Origin of the sequence: Acetatifactor muris, from assembly GCF_024623325.1 — a bacterium.
GTDB lineage: Bacteria > Bacillota > Clostridia > Lachnospirales > Lachnospiraceae > Acetatifactor > Acetatifactor muris.
In genome coordinates, this window is the sequence record NZ_JANJZD010000012.1 from 139212 (window position 1) to 157124 (window position 17913).

The 17913-nt window shown below is 53.1% G+C and carries 13 protein-coding genes and 1 pseudogene; 1 reads left to right on the forward strand and 13 read right to left on the reverse strand.

The genetic code is table 11. The annotated features are described in order from the left end of the window. The first annotated feature begins 18 nt into the window (after positions 1-18). Positions 19-543 carry an AAA family ATPase gene (locus NSB25_RS13415; RefSeq protein WP_103240037.1) on the forward strand — a complete coding sequence of 175 codons (525 nt, stop codon included), beginning with the start codon at positions 19-21 and terminating at the stop codon, positions 541-543. Between the two features lie 193 nt (positions 544-736). Here the strand turns inward: NSB25_RS13415 and NSB25_RS13420 are convergent, their stop codons facing one another. From NSB25_RS13420 to NSB25_RS13480, 13 genes and pseudogenes are all read right to left on the reverse strand, one after another. Then, positions 737-1102, reverse strand: coding sequence for a cysteine-rich VLP domain-containing protein (locus NSB25_RS13420; protein ID WP_103240036.1), 366 nt, complete (start codon positions 1100-1102; stop codon positions 737-739). Further along, on the reverse strand, positions 1099-1317 hold the full coding sequence (locus NSB25_RS13425; RefSeq protein ID WP_103240035.1) for a transposon-transfer assisting family protein: 219 nt from the start codon (positions 1315-1317) through the stop codon (positions 1099-1101). The genes NSB25_RS13420 and NSB25_RS13425 overlap by 4 nt, the downstream gene beginning before the upstream one ends. Positions 1318-1319: 2 nt before the next feature. Further along, complete coding sequence (locus tag NSB25_RS13430) at positions 1320-2270, reverse strand: hypothetical protein (protein ID WP_103240034.1); 951 nt, start codon at positions 2268-2270, stop codon at positions 1320-1322. Between the two features lie 4 nt (positions 2271-2274). Next, on the reverse strand, positions 2275-7935 hold the full coding sequence (locus NSB25_RS13435) for a YodL domain-containing protein (RefSeq protein WP_257479263.1): 5661 nt from the start codon (positions 7933-7935) through the stop codon (positions 2275-2277). 235 nt (positions 7936-8170) lie between these two features. Next, positions 8171-10264 (reverse strand): DNA topoisomerase 3, encoded by a 2094-nt coding sequence (locus NSB25_RS13440; RefSeq protein ID WP_103240033.1) that lies wholly within the window; start codon positions 10262-10264, stop codon positions 8171-8173. A 16-nt stretch (positions 10265-10280) separates the two neighbouring features. Beyond that, a complete protein-coding gene (locus NSB25_RS13445; RefSeq protein ID WP_103240032.1) occupies positions 10281-10463 on the reverse strand; it encodes a hypothetical protein in 183 nt (60 codons plus the stop codon). Further along, positions 10460-11179, reverse strand: a complete 720-nt coding sequence (locus tag NSB25_RS13450) for a DUF4366 domain-containing protein (RefSeq protein WP_103240031.1) — start codon at positions 11177-11179, stop codon at positions 10460-10462. Before NSB25_RS13450 ends, NSB25_RS13445 begins: the two co-directional genes overlap by 4 nt. After that, positions 11169-11438, reverse strand: a complete 270-nt coding sequence (locus NSB25_RS13455) for a DUF4315 family protein (protein ID WP_103240030.1) — start codon at positions 11436-11438, stop codon at positions 11169-11171. The genes NSB25_RS13450 and NSB25_RS13455 overlap by 11 nt, the downstream gene beginning before the upstream one ends. A 40-nt stretch (positions 11439-11478) precedes the next feature. Further along, a complete protein-coding gene (locus NSB25_RS13460; RefSeq protein ID WP_103240156.1) occupies positions 11479-13593 on the reverse strand; it encodes a CHAP domain-containing protein in 2115 nt (704 codons plus the stop codon). Between the two features lie 16 nt (positions 13594-13609). Further along, a complete protein-coding gene (locus tag NSB25_RS13465; RefSeq protein WP_242982429.1) occupies positions 13610-14431 on the reverse strand; it encodes a DNA-methyltransferase in 822 nt (273 codons plus the stop codon). Then, positions 14428-16851: a VirB4-like conjugal transfer ATPase, CD1110 family gene (locus NSB25_RS13470; RefSeq protein ID WP_103240029.1), complete on the reverse strand. Its 2424-nt coding sequence runs from the start codon at positions 16849-16851 to the stop codon at positions 14428-14430. The genes NSB25_RS13465 and NSB25_RS13470 overlap by 4 nt, the downstream gene beginning before the upstream one ends. Further along, a complete protein-coding gene (locus NSB25_RS13475; RefSeq protein WP_103240028.1) occupies positions 16799-17203 on the reverse strand; it encodes a PrgI family protein in 405 nt (134 codons plus the stop codon). Before NSB25_RS13475 ends, NSB25_RS13470 begins: the two co-directional genes overlap by 53 nt. Before the next feature lie 7 nt (positions 17204-17210). Continuing rightward, positions 17211-17761 (reverse strand): annotated as a pseudogene (locus NSB25_RS13480) (MT-A70 family methyltransferase); the annotation flags it as partial. Positions 17762-17913 lie beyond the last annotated feature (152 nt).

A 17913-nucleotide genomic window follows, 5' to 3' on the forward strand; every position in this document is an offset into this window, starting at 1 on the left:
GGATTGATGGAGCATCATATGGGAACAGGTATTATTGTTTGTGGTCTTAATGGTTCTGGTAAGAGTACATTGGGGAAAGCTCTTGCAGAGAAATTAGATTTTCATTTTATAGACAACGAAAATTTATATTTTCCCAAGACAAACCCTAACTATGTTTATTCTTCCCCACGCACTCGTGAAGAAGTTGAAAAGCTCCTTTTTAGTGAGATTAAAGCACATGAGAATTTTGTTTTTGCTTCTGTAAAGGGGGATTACGGAGAACATATCTATCCTTTCTTTCGGTATGCCGTATTGATTGACGTTTCAAAGGATATTCGGATACAACGAGTTAGAAATCGTTCTTTTCAAAAATTCGGTAATAGAATGTCAATGGGCGGCGATTTATATGAGCAGGAAGAAAAGTTCTTTGAATTTGTTAAATCTCGTCCAGAAAACACTGTTGAAGAATGGATACAATCTTTGAAATGTCCTATCATACGCATTGATGGAACGAAGTCTATTGAGGAAAATGTAGATTTTATCATTGAGCAGTTACAAAATTAAATTCAAGTTTGTAGAACGAAAAAGAGCCGGGACGCGGCAGCTATCAACATAGCCACCGCGCCCCGGTTTCCTTATAGGTGCAGATACCAAAATGTTACGCAATAGAACGGCATTTTCGGGGGTAAAGGTATAAATCCCTTGCCGCTTCATTTTCCCGCCCGGAAAGCCGCATAAATCAAGGCTTATTTTGCCCCTACCGCGTCACATTCCCCCGCATTTTCCTCATGCGCTCGGCGGTCTGTCTGCGGGTGATACGTTTCCGGCAGTCCGGGCAGTAAATAGCCCGGTTGGAGCTGGACGCAAAGGGCGCACCGCATACGCTACAACGGCGCATATCCTCCGTGTGGTAAAGCTCGGCGTACAGCTCCTTATCGGCGGGCAGTACCGCAATACGGAACCATTTACAGAGCAGGGAATAGGAAATGAGCTGCGGGCATACGCAATAGTCCCCGTCGTCCAGCAAGATACAGTTGCCGTTATCGCAGTTGCAGCACGTCCGGCGCACAAGGGCGTTGACTTTCCGGCTTTGGGGCGGCGTGAGCCGCTTGACCTCGCTCATACCTCGTCGGCGGGGTAAACGGCAAGCCCCGCAAATTCCGCTTCGGTCATGCACACCACTTTTTCAAGGGTGCGGGCGGCAAAGTCCCGCATTTCCCCCTCCATAAAGGGCAGCGCGGCGTTCATGGCTACGACAAGCCCCTCCTTGCTGCCTGTCATGTAGATACTCAAAAGGTTGGTTTCTTCCACCGTGAAATTACTGTTAAATCTGTTCATGCTCATACCTCCAATCCGTGATCTTTCTTTTTTGCCGCCTTTTTCGGGGCGGTTCTCTTTTTATCCTGTGCAAGCTGCGCCCGGACAGAGGGGCGGGGCTTTTTTACCTCCCTGTCCCGGTTCTCGTCCTTTCCGATCAGCGCGTATGTACCGCGCTGGTCTTTCAGTGCGGAAAAGGAAAGGGTCTTATAGGGAAGCATGGAGAAAAGCCGTTCCGTGTCCTTTGTGGACGCAAGCCGGGTGAATACCGGGGACAGCTCCACCATGAAATGTGATTTGTCCGGGCTGTTGGGGACAGGCAGCTTTTTCATGTCTGCCACAATGCGCCGCGCTTCCCGCTCAATCAGATTGTTATGCAGGGCTTCGATATGCGCCCCAAAGTCCCCCGGTGTCAGTTTGTCCCGGCTGTGCTTTTCCTCCCGTAACAGGGATTGCAGGGTTTCCGGGTCTTTCGGCTGTACTTCAAAGCGTTCAAACTTTCCAAGCTGGGGGTCGGGATAACCGTCAAAGCGTCGGTCTGCTGGCTGCTCCCGCGTCCCCTGCTCATAAACAAGCGTTACTGTCCCCGCGTCAACCGTGTTATCCTTGACGCGCTCATAATGCTTTTCATAGTCCAGCTCATACAGGTTGCCCTTGATCTTCCCGCCCTGTACCCCGGTCAGCTCCACGGCATAAGCAAGGATAAGGTCGCGGGTCTGCTCCTTGTAGAAACGCCATGTGTTATTCGGTGCGGTGTCCTTGATGAAAACGTCACGCTCCCGGAAGCAGTAAGTCCCGGACGGGCGGGAAAGCCACAAAAGGGTCTTATCCTCTTTATTAGGGCTTGCCGCCTTTTCCGCAATGATCTGTCTGTCAATGTCAAAATCGCTCTGATAAAATCCCGTGTTCTGCTTCATTATGGCTTCAAGGGAAGCGAACACGTCCACATCTTCAAATTTATTTAATTTCCCCATAGGGTCAGCTCCTTTCCAAGTCCTGCGACTTACTCCTTGCCTGTTTCCTCTGCGCCGCCCGTTCCTTGTCGGCTTTGAGCTGCGCCCGGATAGAGGGCTTCTTTTCTGCCTTTTTCCCCGGCTTCTTTTCCTTGCCCTGTTCCTGTTCCGCTTTCAGCGCGGCGGCATACTCGGCAAGGGAGATCTGTTCGCCGCTCCGTGCTTTTGCTTCCAGCTCGTCAGTGGTGGGGGTGTTGTTGATGATACCGTCAAAATTGTTGTCGTTCTGCTCGATAGTGTCCTCGACGTGCTTTAGGGGATTTGCCTTTTCCGGCTGCTGTGTCTGCTCCTGCAAAAACTCCGGCACTTCCTTATAGCCGAAACTGTCAACGTAATGGGCGGTGTCCTGCCCGTTCTGATGAAGCACCACTATATCCGACACGGAAAGGCTGTGTCCCCTAAAGTCTGCGGGGTGGTCGATATTGAAACGGGTATAAATATCTTCAAGGGAAGTCCCCGGCGTAAGCTCTGCGGTGTAGGTCAGATTATAATTCGCTGCTTCCACGGCAAGCCCCGCCGCCTGCAGGCGGTCGTAAGGCTCAAAATGGTAGTCCCGCATACCGTCCCCGTCCTTTAGCTGGTAAATGGAAAAGGTGTCTTTTACGCCATATTCCCGCAGGGCTTCCTTTGCGGCTTCGCTCCCGGCTAAATCCTGTTTCATGTCCCGGTACTCGCAGAGGGCGATCCAGTCCTCCTTATGTACGCCGAAAATGCCGCCTTTTTCCGCGTGGTTTTGTATCTCGTCAACACTCCCGGCTATGCCCTCGCTTCCGTCGCTGTAAAGCAGGAAAATCTGCATATCCTCTTTTTCAAAAAGGTGCGCGGCGGCTGTTTCCTGTAAGGGAAGCATACCGTTCCACTTGTAGCCGTATTTTTCCATATCCGCAACGCTGATTGTGGGGTCGGGTAAAGCTGTGTCCGTTTTTTCCGCTTCCTGCGCCTTTGCATAAAGTTCTTTCACGTCGCCCTGTGTCAGCTCCCCGGCTTCCAGCTTCCCCAAAAGCTCCCGGCATTTCTCCGGCGTTCCCATGTAGAGAATATCCCCCAGCTTCGCCATGCCGTTATCCTGTGATACATATTCCTGCAAGATATAGCTGTTTTCCCGGCTGTCGCTGTATGGGTTCTGCCGCACCTTGCAGAATGTTTCCGGCGTGGAAGCGTCCCCCGGCTCCGTGTCCTGTGCTGCTTCCTGCGGCTGCTCCGGCTCGGCTTCTTTCTGTGCGGCGGCTTCCTGCCTTGCCCGTTTCTGTAACTCGGTAGGGCGTTCCCCGGTAAGGGGCTGTATAAATTTGATACGGTCGGCGGCATAAATGGCGTTATCGTTTAGCTGCCGCTGCCATGCTTCCGCGCTGGGCGCATAGCGGAAGCCGTTCCCTTTCAGTTCTTCCCGGATTTCCTTATCCGGCTTTTCATCAAAGAAAATCTGTAAGCGGTTATCCGTTGTATTGGCTTCCACACGTCCCCCGTCAAACTCCCAGCCCACATAGCCTAATTCTTTGCGGCGGGTAAGGGCGGTGATACGGTCTTTTAACCTGTGGATTTCCGCGTTGTTGTTGGATAGCTGGTAGCTCTCAAAAGGTTTCGGGTTCGCCCGGTAGCTCCCGGACATGGACGCTTTCAGCTTTTCGATCTGCTCCGTGGATAAGTGGGGGCAGCCGTCAAGGGTCTTGTTCTTGCGGTAATAGGTATTGACCGCTTTCATGGTTTCCTGCAAGGTTTCCAGCTTCGCAAGTTTGCTTTCCAGCTTAGAAACGGCGTTAGGGTCGTCGGCACTGATACCGCCCATGCCGGTACTGCGGATTTTGTCAAGCAAGCCCTGTATCTCGTTAAACTCCTGCATATTTTTATCTGCGGCGGCGTTCTGCTTTTCCTTTTTGCGGACGGGGAAATTAGAACCTCCGGCAATCATAATCGACGGGACGCGGGCGGTGATTTCATTTCCCTTGTTCATATTTTCCGCTAACTTCCGGGCGTAGGTGTCAAGCAGCCCGTCGATCTTCGCATGGAAAGAGGGGTCAACGCGCTTTTTCTGCCTTGCGGCAAGCTCGGCGGCTTCGTCTACATAGTGGCGGTATTCTGCCGTTGCGCTTCCGGGCTTGTAATCGGAAAAACTGATTGCTTCCTTTGCGCGGCGGGCGGCGTTCTCGTTGATCGGGTAGTAAGTAACGGCTGTTTCCGGCTGCTCTGCCGTGTGGGTCTGTGGCTCGGCGGTTTTCTCCGGCTGTGCTTCTTTCCGCTGTGCAAGCGTTTTTTCCGCACGTTCCAGCACATCATCACGGACAGGCAGCGAATACAGGTCAGAGGTTGAGGAAAAGCCCACGTTGTTGAATACATAGTCAACGTCGGTTTCTTTCAATGCCCCTGCCGCAAAGTAATTTTCCCTTGTGGGGGTATCGCTTACTTTCCCGTCCAGTATGTCATAGTTCAAGCCTGTTTCAATATGGGAGCAGATTTTATCATCAACTGCTAATGTCACATAGTACCAGCCGATATGCCCGCCGCTTCTTTCGTCCGTACCGTCGTTAAACTCCACATTAAGCAGGGTGTAGGGCTTCAATCCCTTTTGTGCTGCAATCTCATTGTCCTTTGCTTCCCGCTTCCTAAGTGCGGAAATGGCGGCTTCCTTTGTGGCGGCTATGATCTCCGGGTTATACCGCACCAGCGCGGCGTTGACATCTTCATTCTGTACCTTTGCGGTTTTGGCTTGTGATGTCCTGTGGTTGCCGATAAAGAGGGTCGCGCCGCTGTCAAACTTGATAGATACGTCGCTTGTGCCGCGCCATTTTCCCGTACATGGGGAAGTTTCGATTTTGCCGGACGTGCCGCCGAAAGACTGTGCGATAATTCCGATCTTATCCTGCAAGGGGAGATTTTCGTACTGCTTTGCAATCTCAACCGCTTTTTTCTGTAAATCCGTAAGGGGTTTCGTGGCTGACTCTGCCTGTTCCGGCGTATCTGCTTTTTCAGAAATAGGGCTTTCCGGCTCCTGCGGCTTTTCCTGTGCTTCGGGTTTCTCCGGCTCCTGCGGTTCGGCGGTCTGTGCTGCTTCCTGTGCCTGTTCAAATGCTTCCACGTCCAGCTTTTCTATCGCTGTGTCCTTGCGCTCATGCAGCGCAAGGATTTCATCACGGGCAGACAGCATAGAAAGATCGGGGTTGTCAAGCTGCCCTCCGTCGATCTCTGAAAAATCCTCCCGGTAAAAGGTATAGTCGTAGCCGCTTTCGCAGGTCTGTATATAAAGATAATCGCCGTTATCCAGCCGATAGGCGGCTTCCTGTTCCTGCGCGGTGTATGGCTCGTACCCATTGGCGGCGTATTCCTCCACGGTCATTCCTGCGGCGGCTGCTTCCTGTGCGATTTCCTCCTTGACGTGTTCCTTATAGGCTTGCAGCTCCACGTCAAAATCTTTGAGCTGGGGGACAGGCGGTAAGTTATATTCGCCTTGATTGATAAGTCCCCGGCACTCGGAAACATAGGCTTGCATGGCGGTATGGTAGGTGGTTTCAGCAGGGGTCAGATTGTCTTTTTGCAGGGCTTCCCCGGCGGTACGCTCCATTTCAGAGAGGTTGCAATGCAGTTTCAGATAGGGGACAAATTCATTCAAGAGAAAAGCCCGGTGTTCCTTGTCGGCTTCCAGTGCTTCCTCGCCCTCATGCTCTAAAAGAAAATTATTCCAGTTTGGGTCATTGGCATAGTAGGCATGGTATTTTTCGATATGCTCGATCAATGCGCCCTCCCCGTCGCCTAAGTCCTGCCGCCCCTCGTATTGGTCGGCTTTGCCGTTCATCACAAAATCAATGCGGAACTCGGTCTTGTCATAGCCGGGGCTTTCAAGGTTCGCTTCGTCAAGGGCTTCAATGAGGGTGTTTGCACGGGACAGGGGGATTGTTTCGCCCTCCCGTAACTGGCTGCTTTCACTCCAAAGGATTGTGACGGTCGGCTCGGCGGTAAGGTCGGGCTGGGTCTGTGCTTCCGCTTCCTGTTCTTTCGCGGCTTCCCGTTCTTTCTGCAATTCTGCAAAATGCCCGTCAATGGTGTTGATGATCTCGGCGGCGGTGGCGCGGATTGTTTCAAGGGAACTTTTCAGCTCCGCAAGCTCCCGCCCGCTGCTCCACCCGGCGACGTACCCAAAGGAATAATCAGACGTGTCAAGCCCGTAGTGCTGGCATACCGTGTAAGCGATACTTTCCGCCTGTACTTCACGGGTGCGGCGGTCGGGTCTGTCCGGCTGTTCCTCCTGCGGGGCGTTAAGGTCAATGTCGTGCAGCTTCGCATGGGCGATCTCATGGATAGCGGTCTTTAGGTTCTGAAGCTCACTCATTCCCTCGTCAATGGCAATCCGCTTTTCCTCCAAGTGGTAGTAGCCGTGTGCTGTCCCCTCGATCTTCTCAAAGCCCATAGGGACGGGAGAGGTCTTTTCCAGCGCGGCAAAAAAATCTTCGTACTGTTCCACGTCCCCGGTCAGCTCGTTTGCGGAAATGCTGGGAAGCTCCCGCCCCTCGGTCTGCGACACGTCGAACACGGCGACGACTTTATAGGCGGGGATTTGGATTTCCCTTGTTTCCGTGACGGGCTTCCCGTCCCCTCCGATCACTGTCTTTCCCGTCTGCGGGTCTTTCTTTTCTACCTCCTGCCGGATTTTGTACGGCGACGGGGCAAGTATGCGTATGCCCTTTTCCCCGCGCATTACGTTCCGTCCAAAGTTGTTTTTCCATGCGTTAAATCCGGCGATAAGGGAAGCGTCGGGCTTCTGCATGGCGATCAGCAGCGTATTGTTGAAGCTGTAATTATGGAATTTTGACATGACTTGCAGATATTCCTTGTAGCGTTCACTGTCAAACAATTCTGTAATTCCCTGCTCCAAGCGGTCTGTGATCTCTTTCAGCTTTTCAGCGGGCTTGTCGGCGGTGAGGATAATCGGGTTGACCGGGCGCGGCTGGGGCGGCGGCTGCGGCTCTGCGGCTTCCTGTCCCGGCGCGGCTTCGTCCTTTTCCAGCTTATCCGGGTCGGGGTGTTCCGGCTCCGGAAAACTCATTGCCTTGTATTCCTGCGGTATGTCGCTTTCGCGCCCGTTGTACCACTGTGAAAAGGTGTTCCCGTTATTGTAGATATAGCCCTGCTCCGTGAACTGTCCCCGGTCTTTCTTTACTGCGTCCCGCCCGTATTCCTCGTAATTGAAATATTTCTTTGCTTCTTCGGGCAGCTCCAATTCGTCCAGCTCGTCAATGAGGTAATAGCCATAGTCGGCTTCGCTTCGGACAGTGGGGTATATCCAGTAGCAGTCAAGGTTCTGTGCAAGGTTGATAAGGTCTTTCACGCTCCCGGCGTGTTCCCCCAGCGTCACCGCCGCCGTGAATTTATCCCGGTCGTCGTCGCTCTGCATTTCCATGAGCTTTCCAAGATAGTTCAGCTCGTCAATGGTGCTGCGCTGGATAACAGGAAGCGGCACATCAAAGGGATATTCCTCGGTGTTGGCAAAGCCGTTGATAAAAAAATCCTGCGGATTGTCCGCAGTAATGCCGACGCTTTTCATGGCTTCGTGAAGCTGCTCCGTGGTGGTCGGCATGGATAGCCACACGCCGCCCGGTTGCCCGGTTTCAAAACGGCTGCGGCTGTCGATTAAGATTGAAAATGTTTCGCTCATTCGTGTATTCTCCTTTCTTTTATGGCAGCATTGCGGAAGCTGCTCTTTTTATTGTTGCCCGGTCTGCTGTGCTGCACCCGCGCTTTCTGCCAAGATTTTTATTTTTTCAAGAGGGTTTGGGACACTTCCCAACAAGCAAAATCCCCCGTCCAGCGCAGAAGCGTCGGCAGGGGGATTTACGGAAAAGGGTACTCTTTTCCTATGCTTGCTAAATAACTTATTTTTTCTTCGGTAGCTCAATCTTATAGTTGACATACTTCCCGCCCGTATCGGCTAAAACAATGGCTCCGTCGTAGGTTTTGCCTGTTTTCGGGGAATACAAGCCCTTGACGTTTGCCTTGCCGGATTTTAAGAGCGCGGCGGCGATCTTCGGGGAAAAGGCAACTTTCCTTTCTTCAAAGAAACGGTCGTTTTTCCACATGGTAAAGGCGCAGTCCCGGTTAGCGCAGTAGAAGTTCAGCCGCCCCTCCCGGACGGGGGAACCGCACCGGGGGCATTTTCCGATAGAGGGCTTTTCGTCCTTATCCGTGAAAGTCGCCTTGCTTTTGTCAGCGGCGGTATTTGTTCTTACCAGCTCCCGCGCCATAGCTTCAATGCCCGCCATGAAGTCCCCAGCGTCGGCGGCTCCCTTTGCGATCTGCGTCAGCGTGTTTTCCCATTCAGCGGTCAGCATGGGAGAGGTCAGCATATCCGGCAGAATAGAGATAAGCGCGTTGCCGTTTTCCGTGGGGATAAGCTGCTTGCCCTTGCGCTCCACAAAGCCGGACTTCACCAGCTTTTCAATGACAGCGGCGCGGGTGGCGGGTGTGCCAAGCCCCCGGCGTTCTGCGTCCGGGTCGGTGTCCTCGTTCCCGGCGCGTTCCATTGCCGACAACAAGGTTGCTTCGTTGTGGGGCTTCGGCGGCGTTGTGAAATGCTCCGTCACCTTTGCCGCCGGGTGTTCAAAGGTCTGTCCCTCTGTAAGCTCCGGCAGGGTGGTTTCTGCTTCGGCTTCCTCGTCGGGCTTGCCCTTTAAGGTTGCTCGGAAGCGGCGTTCCAGCTCTTTCCAGCCGCCCGCAAGAACTGTCTTTCCCCGCGCCGTAAACTCCGTATCTGCGCATGAGAAAACCGCCGTGACCGCTTCGTAAACGTGCGGCTCAGTGGCAGCGAAAATAAGACGCGCCCCGGCAAGGGTGAGGATATTTTTTTCACTTTCCGGCAGCGTCGCAAGGTCGGTCTTTACAAGTTCCATAGTGGGGATAATGGCGTGGTGGTCTGATACTTTGCTGCTGTCAAGTGTCCGGGAAATGTCCGGCGTAAATTCCGCGCCCTCCATAAAGGGGAGCTTTTCGGACAGCATGGAAACGGTCTTTGCCGCTGTGTCCCCCATGTCGTCCGTAAGAAATGCGCTGTCTGTCCGGGGATAGGTGAGCAGCCGTTTTTCATATAAGGTCTGTGCAAGGTCAAGGGTCTGCTTCGCCGTATAGCCGTAGATTTTATTGGCTTCCCGCTGTAAGGAAGTGAGGTCAAAGAGCTTCGGCGGGGCGGCTCTCTTTTCTTCTTTGGTGAGGGAAACACATACCGCCTGTGCCGCTTCACAAGCTGCTTTCAGCCCGTCAGCGGCTTTCCTGTCTGAAATCCTTTCGTTTACCGCTTCCGCGCCGGATAAGTCAAGCCGCACATGGTAGTATTTTTCTTTCTTGAAATGGGAGATCGCCGCGCCCCGGTCGGTGAGCATTTTTAAGGTCGGGGTCTGCACCCGTCCCACGTTCAAGGTCTTGTCATACAGGCAGGAGAAAAGGCGCGTCGCATTGATACCGATGATCCAGTCAGCCTTTGCGCGGCATAATGCGGAAGCATAGAGCGCGTCATAGTCCCGCCCGTCCCCTAAATCGGCAAAGCCCGCCTTGATCGCGCTGTCCTCCATTGAGGAAATCCACAAGCGGCGCATGGGCTTGTTACAGCCCGCAACTTCATAGACAAAACGGAAGATTAGTTCCCCCTCGCGCCCAGCGTCACAGGCGTTCACCACTTCGGAAACGTCGGCGCGGTGCATAAGCTCCTTTAAGGTTGCAAACTGCTTTTCCTTGTCGGCGGCGACGGTGTACTGCCATTCCTCCGGCAGAATGGGTAAGCTCTCATAGCTCCATTTTTTATACTGTTCCCCGTAGGCGGCAGCTTGCGCAAGCTCCACCAAATGACCGACACACCAAGAAATGAGGTAGCCCCCGCCCTCGATATATCCGTCTTTCTTTTCCTTAACGCCAAGCGCGGCGGCGATACTCCCCGCGACGCTGGGCTTTTCTGCAATGACTAATCTGTATGTAGCCAATAGAAAAATCCTCCTTTCATTTTCCCGTTTTCTTCTCGGACAGCTTCTTGATACAGTACCCCACGCAGGGCGGCTCCCGGTTATAGGGACAGCCCTTGCAGCGCGGGGGAATGGAAGCGGGCGGCGATTTTCCACGCCGCCCGTCACCCGGTTTCTGTATCATCATTCTTTCTAAGGGGTTGTCGGTGAACAGTGTCATTCCTCGTCGTCCTCCGTTCCCCCGTCGTCCCCGGCTTCTTCATCAGCTTCCAGCTCGTCCTCGTCGTAATCGTCAAAGTCGAAATCGTCAAGGTCTGTGCCGCCCTTTACGTCCTGCTTCGGCTTCATAATCTTAAAGTAGTAGAACGCACCCCCGCCGCCAAGAAGTGCCACAATGAGGAATACCACAAGCCCGCCTGTACCTGTTTTCTTTTCCGGCTGCTCCGTGGGTTCCTCCGTTTCCGGCTCCGCTGCCTTGCCGTTACAGGCGGTCATGTTGGTGCTGCATACGGGGCAGCTCACGTTGACTTTCCCGGCTTCGCATTTATCCGTACAGTTGCAGACAGCGGGCGGCTCCGTTTTCGTTTCCCCGTCCTCCATGAGTGCCATAAGGTCGGCTTCGTCCACTTGATTGAGGAAATGCACGGTGTTCTCGCCCTCGTCGTCCCGGTCAATGAGGATATAAAAATAGTTGCCGTTTTTGGTCGTCACGGTGATAAGCTGCTTGTTGCCGCCGAAATCGTCAACAAGGGTCGCGTTCCCGTCCGGGGTAAGGGGTTCTTCCTTTTGGGGTTCCTCGTAGACAACGCCGCTGTCGTCGGTTGCGTCGTCGGCTCCCTCCGGCACCTGCGCATAGGCAGTAACAGAAAAGCCGCCCATGAGGATAAAAGCGGCGCAGAGGGTCAAAAGCATTTTAAGGGTTTTCTTATTCTTCATTATCGGTTTCCTCCTGTTCGTCATTGTCTGCGCCATGATAAGCGGGCGCGGGTGTCATGCCGGGGATTGCGCCCCCGGACAGCATGGAAGTAAGCTCCTGCGGGGAAAGGCGCATAGAGCGCACAAGCTGGACGATCTGCAAATTCTCCGCTTCGGTTTTCTGTGCTTCCAGCCCTTTCAGCTTGTTCTGATACTCGGTGATCTTCTCGCGGGTCTTTTCAATCTCCCGGTTGATACGGTCAATCTTGTTTGCTGCCATAGTGTTTAATACTCCTTTCAAATTTTCGGTTTTCAGTTAATCAGTTCCAGTTCATCAGCCCGTAGCCTTTGATACAGCGGTAGTCAAGGGGATAGCTCTTGATCTTGCAAGCGTCCCCGGAATTGCCCTCGACGGTGTAAACGCGCTGCCCGTCCGTGCCGATCACAAGCCCTACATGGTCTGCGCTCCCGTCCAAGTCCCAGTCAAAAAAGATAGCGTCGCCGGGGGCTATGTTGGTATAGCTCCGGTCGCCCCATTGCCCGTGAGATTGGAACCACGGAATACCCTGTGACTGGCAGGCGGCAAAGCGCGGCTCGCTTTTTCCGGCTTGATTGTAGCACCAAGACACGAAACAGGCGCACCATTCCACGCGGCTGTTGAAGCCGTACCAGCTCCAATAGGGCTGTCCCCCTACATTGCCTACCTGTGACTTTGCCCGGTCTACAATGGCGGTATTGCCGGGGCGTGTGCCGTTCACAAGCTGTACGCCGCTTAAATCCTCGGACGGGTTCGTGTCCGGGGAACCGCCGCCAAAGACTAAAGGCTTGTTGCCGCTGGTTTCCAAGTACACCCGGAACATTTCAAGCTGCTCCGGCGTTAAAAGTCCCGGCGCAAGGTCGGATATGGGCTTGTTCTCCAGCTTGATATTGAGAATGTAATAGTTATAGGCTACGTCTACCTCGTATTCGTAGGTTTCCGTAGAGGTTTCCCCCGTTACCGGGTCGGTGACTGTCCGCGTCCCTGTCCGGGTTTCCGTTCGGTGGCGTACCTCCACTTCCTCCGTCAGAGTGAGGGTATATTGCAGCTCAAAGATACGCTGTATTTCTGCCTGTGCGGTCGCCGGTGTGTAGGTCTGTAAGAGTGCGGTCAAGTAGGACGCCAATTCATGGGGGTTATGCCCGATACTGTCAAGGTCGTAACGGTATTCATCATAGCCGGGGTGGTCGCGTTCGATATTGTCAATCTCGCGTTGCAGCTCCGTTTCCAGTGCCATATAGTTATTTTCCACGGCGACTAAATCTGCGTCCTCCGACGTGTAGGAAGTCCCCACAATGCCGTTTATCATGCCGGAAAACATAGCACCGCAGGAAGATAACGCCGACGATACCATGATGAATAAGAGCAGCGCACCCACGGCGATACATACCCCTGCCGGGTGCCGCCCGATAAAAGCAACGGTTTTCTTTGTCCCCTCGGCGGTCTTTTTCGCGGCTTTCCGGGTATTTTCGGCTGCGTTCTTGACAGTCTTTGCGCTCTGTGCCTTGACGGATTTTGCATACTGTTTCTTGATACGCTGCTTCTGCATATACCGGGAGAACGGGTTGGACGCGGCGATCTGCGGGTTGTCGTGGAGTGCCTTTTGGTAGAGGTAATTCGCATTTGCCTTTTCCGCTGCCTTTTCAGCCTTTGCCGCCGCCCGGTAGGGTTTGAGCTTGTGGCTGTGGTAGCCCTCCCTTATTTTCCGCGCCCCGTACTTTGCGCCTTTCTCCGCTAATTCCTCGGATTTGTGCGCACCCTCCACGCCGGAATTGTCCTTTTCCACGGAATGTACCTTGTTATGGACGAAAATACCCGCTTCCTGCGCGGGGCGGGATAACGGGTTTTTATGTGCCTTATTGCCGTTCATGGGCTTTTCCCGTTCTTGAAAGTGCAGGCGGGTCTTGCCTTTCCCGGTGGCTTCGTCAAAAGTACGCTCCTTGACAAGTTTCTTTTCCTTTGGGATTTTCGCCCTTGCTTCGTCCAGCTTATCAGCGGCTTTGTCGGATTTCTTGATATATTTTTCAAGCTCCGGCGTTGCCCGTTCTTCCTCGGTGAATTGCAGCCGGGAAGTGTGGGCGCGGGCTTCGGCTTCTGCCTGTGCTTTCCTTGCCGCCTTTTTGCTGGCTTTCCGGGTGTGCGCCCCGTCGATATGCTCATAGACACGCTCGGCGGTTCCCGTGTCCTGTCCCGGCTCCGTCCCCGGCGCATGGGGCAGGGGCGGCGCGTTAGGGGAAATATCCGGGGCTGTGCTGCCCGGTGTGGGTGGTAGTGCCTGTATATCCTGCGCCGCCTGTTGCTCCGGGGTTCTGTTAAGGGCAGCTTCCCGCGCCCGTTTGCTGATACGCTTTTTCGTGCCTTTGGTTTCGTTGACTTCCATAGCCCCGTCCCGGCTCATTTTAAGCGTGATCTTATCACGGGCTTTGTACTGCTTCATGGTCTGTCACCTCCTTAATTCTTTGGATTGCGGTATTGTAATAACCGCTGTTAATTTCGGAACCAAGAAACCTGCGCCCCGTCCGTATTGCGGCGGCTGCGGTGCTTCCGCTTCCCATAAAACCGTCAAATACCAAATCCTCCGGCTGGCTTGAAATCTGTATCAGCCAAGAAAGAAATTCCACGTTCTTGATCGTCGGGTGGTAAATGCCGTGCTGTTTCTGCCACCCGGAATTATAGGTTGCCTTTGGGTATTCCGAACCGAACCAGCAGGAATTAAACCTTGTTTTGTACTTCCGGCTGGGTTCCCTGCCCTTGTGAAACCGGCTCCCGGCTTTTGCCTTGTTCTGCAGCAATGTTGTACGCTGGAATGCCCGCCGCCCTTTATGGCAGAAAATAAGCCATTCCGCATTGTTCGCATAGCTGCCTTTCAAGTCGCCAATGCCGCCGATATTGCCTTTTTCAATCACCATGCAGTTTTTAACGGTAAATCCCGCCCGCTGTAAATACAGGTAGTGGTAAGGGTAACAGTCGAAACGGGTAAAAAAATAGGCATGGGAATTTTCTTTCAGTACCCGGAAGCTCTCACGGGCGAAACGGTCATAATCTATGCCGTCGTCGCCCGCAAGTACCGGGTATTCCCTGCCTGTAAAATGGTTTTGGTATGCGATCCCATAAGGCGGGTCGGTCAGTATCAGAGAAATACAGTTATCCGGCAACTGTGAAAGCAGCTCCAAACAGTCCATGCAATAAATCTGATTGACCGATAATGCCTTTTGGGATTTTTCCGTGTTTATCATGCGCCGCCCACTTCCTCCGGCTTCGTCGTCATTACCCGGTAAAGCTCCGTATCTTTCGGGAAACGGTCTACAAAGGGCAGAATGACGTTGCCATAGAACAAAAGCCCCTCGCCCGCTTCGGAATGGGTGACGTAAGACATTTGCTGCGGGGAGATATTGAGCTGCTTCGCAAGGATAGCACGGTCGCCCGCCGCTTGATTGAGCATGAGGACAAAATCGCTGTTCTCAAAGATATTTTCCACTTCCCGGCTTGCCAAGAGGTCTTTCACGTTCTGCGTGATCGCGGTCGGTATGCCGCCCCATTTTCTGAAACGCTTCCAAATCTCCACGGAATAGGCGGCGGTCTGCTCGTCTTTCAGCAACAGGTGAAATTCGTCCATAAAATACCGTGTGGATTTCTGCGCCGCCCGGTTCACGGTGACGCGGTTCCATACTTGATCTTGAACAATGAGCATACCCAGCTTTTTAAGCTGCTTCCCAAGCTGTTTGATGTCAAAACATACAAGGCGGTTGGAAAGCTCCACGTTGGTACGGTGGTTGAACACGTTAAGGCTCCCGGAAACATAAAGCTCCAATGCCGCCGCGATACGCGCCGCTTCCGGCTCCGGCTGCTTCAAAAGCTCGTCGTACAGGTCGCCCAAAATCGGCATTTTCGCCGGGTCGGGAGCAGCTAAAAACGGGCGGTACACATTCCTTACAGCCCGGTCAATGACGGTCTTATCGACGGGCTGCAAGCCCTCCTTGCCGCCGACGATCAGCTCACAAAGGGAGAGGATAAAGTCACTTTTCAATGCAAGCGGGTTGTCGTCCTCGGAATAGTTGAGGTTTATATCCATAGGGTTGACGTAGTGCGGGCTGGTGGGTGAAAGCCTTATCACCTGTCCCTGTAACCGCTGCACAAGGGGGTAATACTCTGCTTCCGGGTCGCAGATAATTATATCGTCGTCGGTAATGAGGAAAGCGTTTGTCATTTCCCGTTTTGCCGCAAAGGATTTTCCGCTTCCCGGCGTTCCCAAGATCAAGCCGTTGGGGTTTTTGAGCTGCTTGCGGTCGCATAAGATCATGTTGTTACTAAGGGCATTTAAGCCATAGTAAAGGCTTGCGCCCCTCTGAAAAAGCTCCTGCGTGATAAAGGGGATAAAGATAGCCGTGCTGGAAGTCGTCAGTCCCCTTTGAATGGGGATAAGGTTCTCACCGATAGGGACGCTTGACATAAGCCCCGCTTCCTGCTGGTAGTCAAGGCGGGTCAAGCGGCAGTTGTATTTCTGGGCAATGCCCGCCGCCGCGAAAATGTCATTATCCAGTTTCCGCTTCGTGTCTGCCATGTTCACAACAAGGAAAGTGAGCAGGAACATACGCTCGTTGCGGCTCTGTAAATCCTGTAAGAGATTTTTCGCTTCGCCGCCAAACGTGGCAAGGTCGGACGGTATAATATCCATGTCATACCCGCTGCGGACAGCCTTTTTCTGTTCCTCGATCTTCATTTTGTCAAGGTCGGTAATCTTGCGCTTGACTGTCTTGATTGCTTCGGTCTGGTCGATACTGTGGATATGGAGATTGACGATCACGCCTGTTTCAAGGTCTAACATATCCGCAAGCATACGGTCGTTTAACTCCGGCGCAAGGATTTCAAGGAACGATACCGCGCCGATCTTGCGCCCCATGCGGAAGTACCGCCCCTCGCCAAAACGGAATGAGGGCGGGGCGATAAAGTCCTTTGTGGAAAGCCCGGACGGTGCAAGCCAATCAAAAGAGAAATTGAACGGTGCGCCCTCCGGGTGGAATACCCCGTGCATGGTCTGTAACCGCTCATAGCCTGTCTGCGGGCGGGCAGATACCCCCAGCACCTTGAAATTGTTCAGTATATCCGTTTCGATACGGGCAAGGCGGGATTTTGCCGCTGCCGGGTTGTCGGCTTCAATGCTGAACGTGATATATTTGTGCTTCACAAGCCCGTTGTTGCCTTTGGAAAGCTGGTTTTTCAGCATATCCCCGTATTCCGTGCGGATAGAGTTGAAAGCGTCGTCCTGCGCCGGGATATTGATTGCTTTTTCCGCTTCCTCCCGCTGCGTCCCTTGATTGATGAAAGAGAGCTGCACCGACACGGAAGCGTCAAAGTAGTTGAGGAAGTCGCACCAGTTCTCAAAAATGGCGGTCTTTTCGTCTGCCTGTGCAAGCTGGTAGTTTATATCCTCGTAGGATATGCTCTTTGAGTATTTCCGTTCCGTCACCCGGCATATCCCGTCCGGGTACATGGTAAGATAGGGGATCGTCTGCTGGGCGGTGTGCGCCTTTCCGTCCCCCTTTGCCTGTCTGATAACGGCGGCGATCTGCTTCTTTTCGGCGCGGGTCAGTTTCCGCTTTGCCTTATTTCCGGGGCTTTTTCCCGGTGCGCTTACCTTTGTTGGTTCCTTTGACAATCGCTGATACCTCCTTTTCAAGTTTCCGCTGCTTCTCCAAGACAGCGTAAAAGTTTTCTGTCTGATAGGGTCGCTCCTTTAGTCGGACAAACTTTGTCTGAATGATATTCCTTATCACGACTTCAAGGGGCTGTCCGTGTTTCTCGTACATTGCCATGAGGAAGCAGGGAAGCATGATAACGATCATCACAAACGCCGCAAGGCTTGTTCCCGCGCTGTCCTTTAGCAAGAAAAAAAGCGGCAAGCCCAAGATAAGGGCTACCGCGAAACAAACGATCTGCCGCTTTGTAAGGTTGAACGCGACTTTCGTTTTTATCTTTGATAAATCCTTTGGTACTGGCACATACGCCATACTGAAAAACCTCCTTTCCGTCAAAGTACGATACTGTTTTTGGTTTCATTCCCCCATGTGTCCCAGCCCGCCGTTTCCTGCCTTGCGAAAAGCTCTATCCGGGGAATGTCGCCCATGAGGGCAACAATTTTGTCCCGTGTTTCGTCCGGCTTCTTGCTGTGCTGCTCAATGGGGGAGATAATGAATTGATGAATACCCGCCGATTTCCTCTTTGGGTGTCCCCGTGTGGCAAGCAGGCAGATTTCCGCATTTCCCCGCGTCCAAAATCCCAAGCCGTAAAACCATGTATAGGATTTCTTGTTGAGTTTCAGCCACACAAAGGCGACGGTCTTATAGGTAAAGCCCCAAGCCTTGATAAGCCGCAGGGCTTCGGGGAGCTGGGGGAATGTCGCCCACAAAAAAAAGTGCGCTGTCCTCTGCCGCAATGTCAGCGACGGGAAGCGCACACAATTCATCAGCCCCCATTGTGGGGTAGTGGTGTTCCGCTGCGCCGGACAGCCGCTTTTGTGCGTACTGCCACGGGGGATCGGCGTAGATTATGCCGTATTTCTTTTCAATGGTCTGTTACCTCCTTTCCAAGTACATAACTTCTCGGAATCTTCAGCCCTTATTTCATGGTGCTTTCAGAACCTATTTTTCAAAAATCACCCACTTTTTTCTCAAAAACACTTGACAAACCAGTCAAAAAATGCGGCGCTTCGCGCCCTTGA

Bases quoted from the DNA above. Each gene is read 5' to 3' on its own strand.
- NSB25_RS13415 (WP_103240037.1), top strand. From the start codon at position 19: ATGGGAACAGGTATTATTGTTTGTGGTCTTAATGGTTCTGGTAAGAGT.
- NSB25_RS13420 (WP_103240036.1), bottom strand. From the start codon at position 1,102: ATGAGCGAGGTCAAGCGGCTCACGCCGCCCCAAAGCCGGAAAGTCAAC.
- NSB25_RS13425 (WP_103240035.1), bottom strand. From the start codon at position 1,317: ATGAACAGATTTAACAGTAATTTCACGGTGGAAGAAACCAACCTTTTG.
- NSB25_RS13430 (WP_103240034.1), bottom strand. From the start codon at position 2,270: ATGGGGAAATTAAATAAATTTGAAGATGTGGACGTGTTCGCTTCCCTT.
- NSB25_RS13445 (WP_103240032.1), bottom strand. From the start codon at position 10,463: ATGACACTGTTCACCGACAACCCCTTAGAAAGAATGATGATACAGAAA.
- NSB25_RS13450 (WP_103240031.1), bottom strand. From the start codon at position 11,179: ATGAAGAATAAGAAAACCCTTAAAATGCTTTTGACCCTCTGCGCCGCT.
- NSB25_RS13455 (WP_103240030.1), bottom strand. From the start codon at position 11,438: ATGGCAGCAAACAAGATTGACCGTATCAACCGGGAGATTGAAAAGACC.
- NSB25_RS13460 (WP_103240156.1), bottom strand. From the start codon at position 13,593: ATGAGCCGGGACGGGGCTATGGAAGTCAACGAAACCAAAGGCACGAAA.
- NSB25_RS13465 (WP_242982429.1), bottom strand. From the start codon at position 14,431: ATGATAAACACGGAAAAATCCCAAAAGGCATTATCGGTCAATCAGATT.
- NSB25_RS13475 (WP_103240028.1), bottom strand. From the start codon at position 17,203: ATGGCGTATGTGCCAGTACCAAAGGATTTATCAAAGATAAAAACGAAA.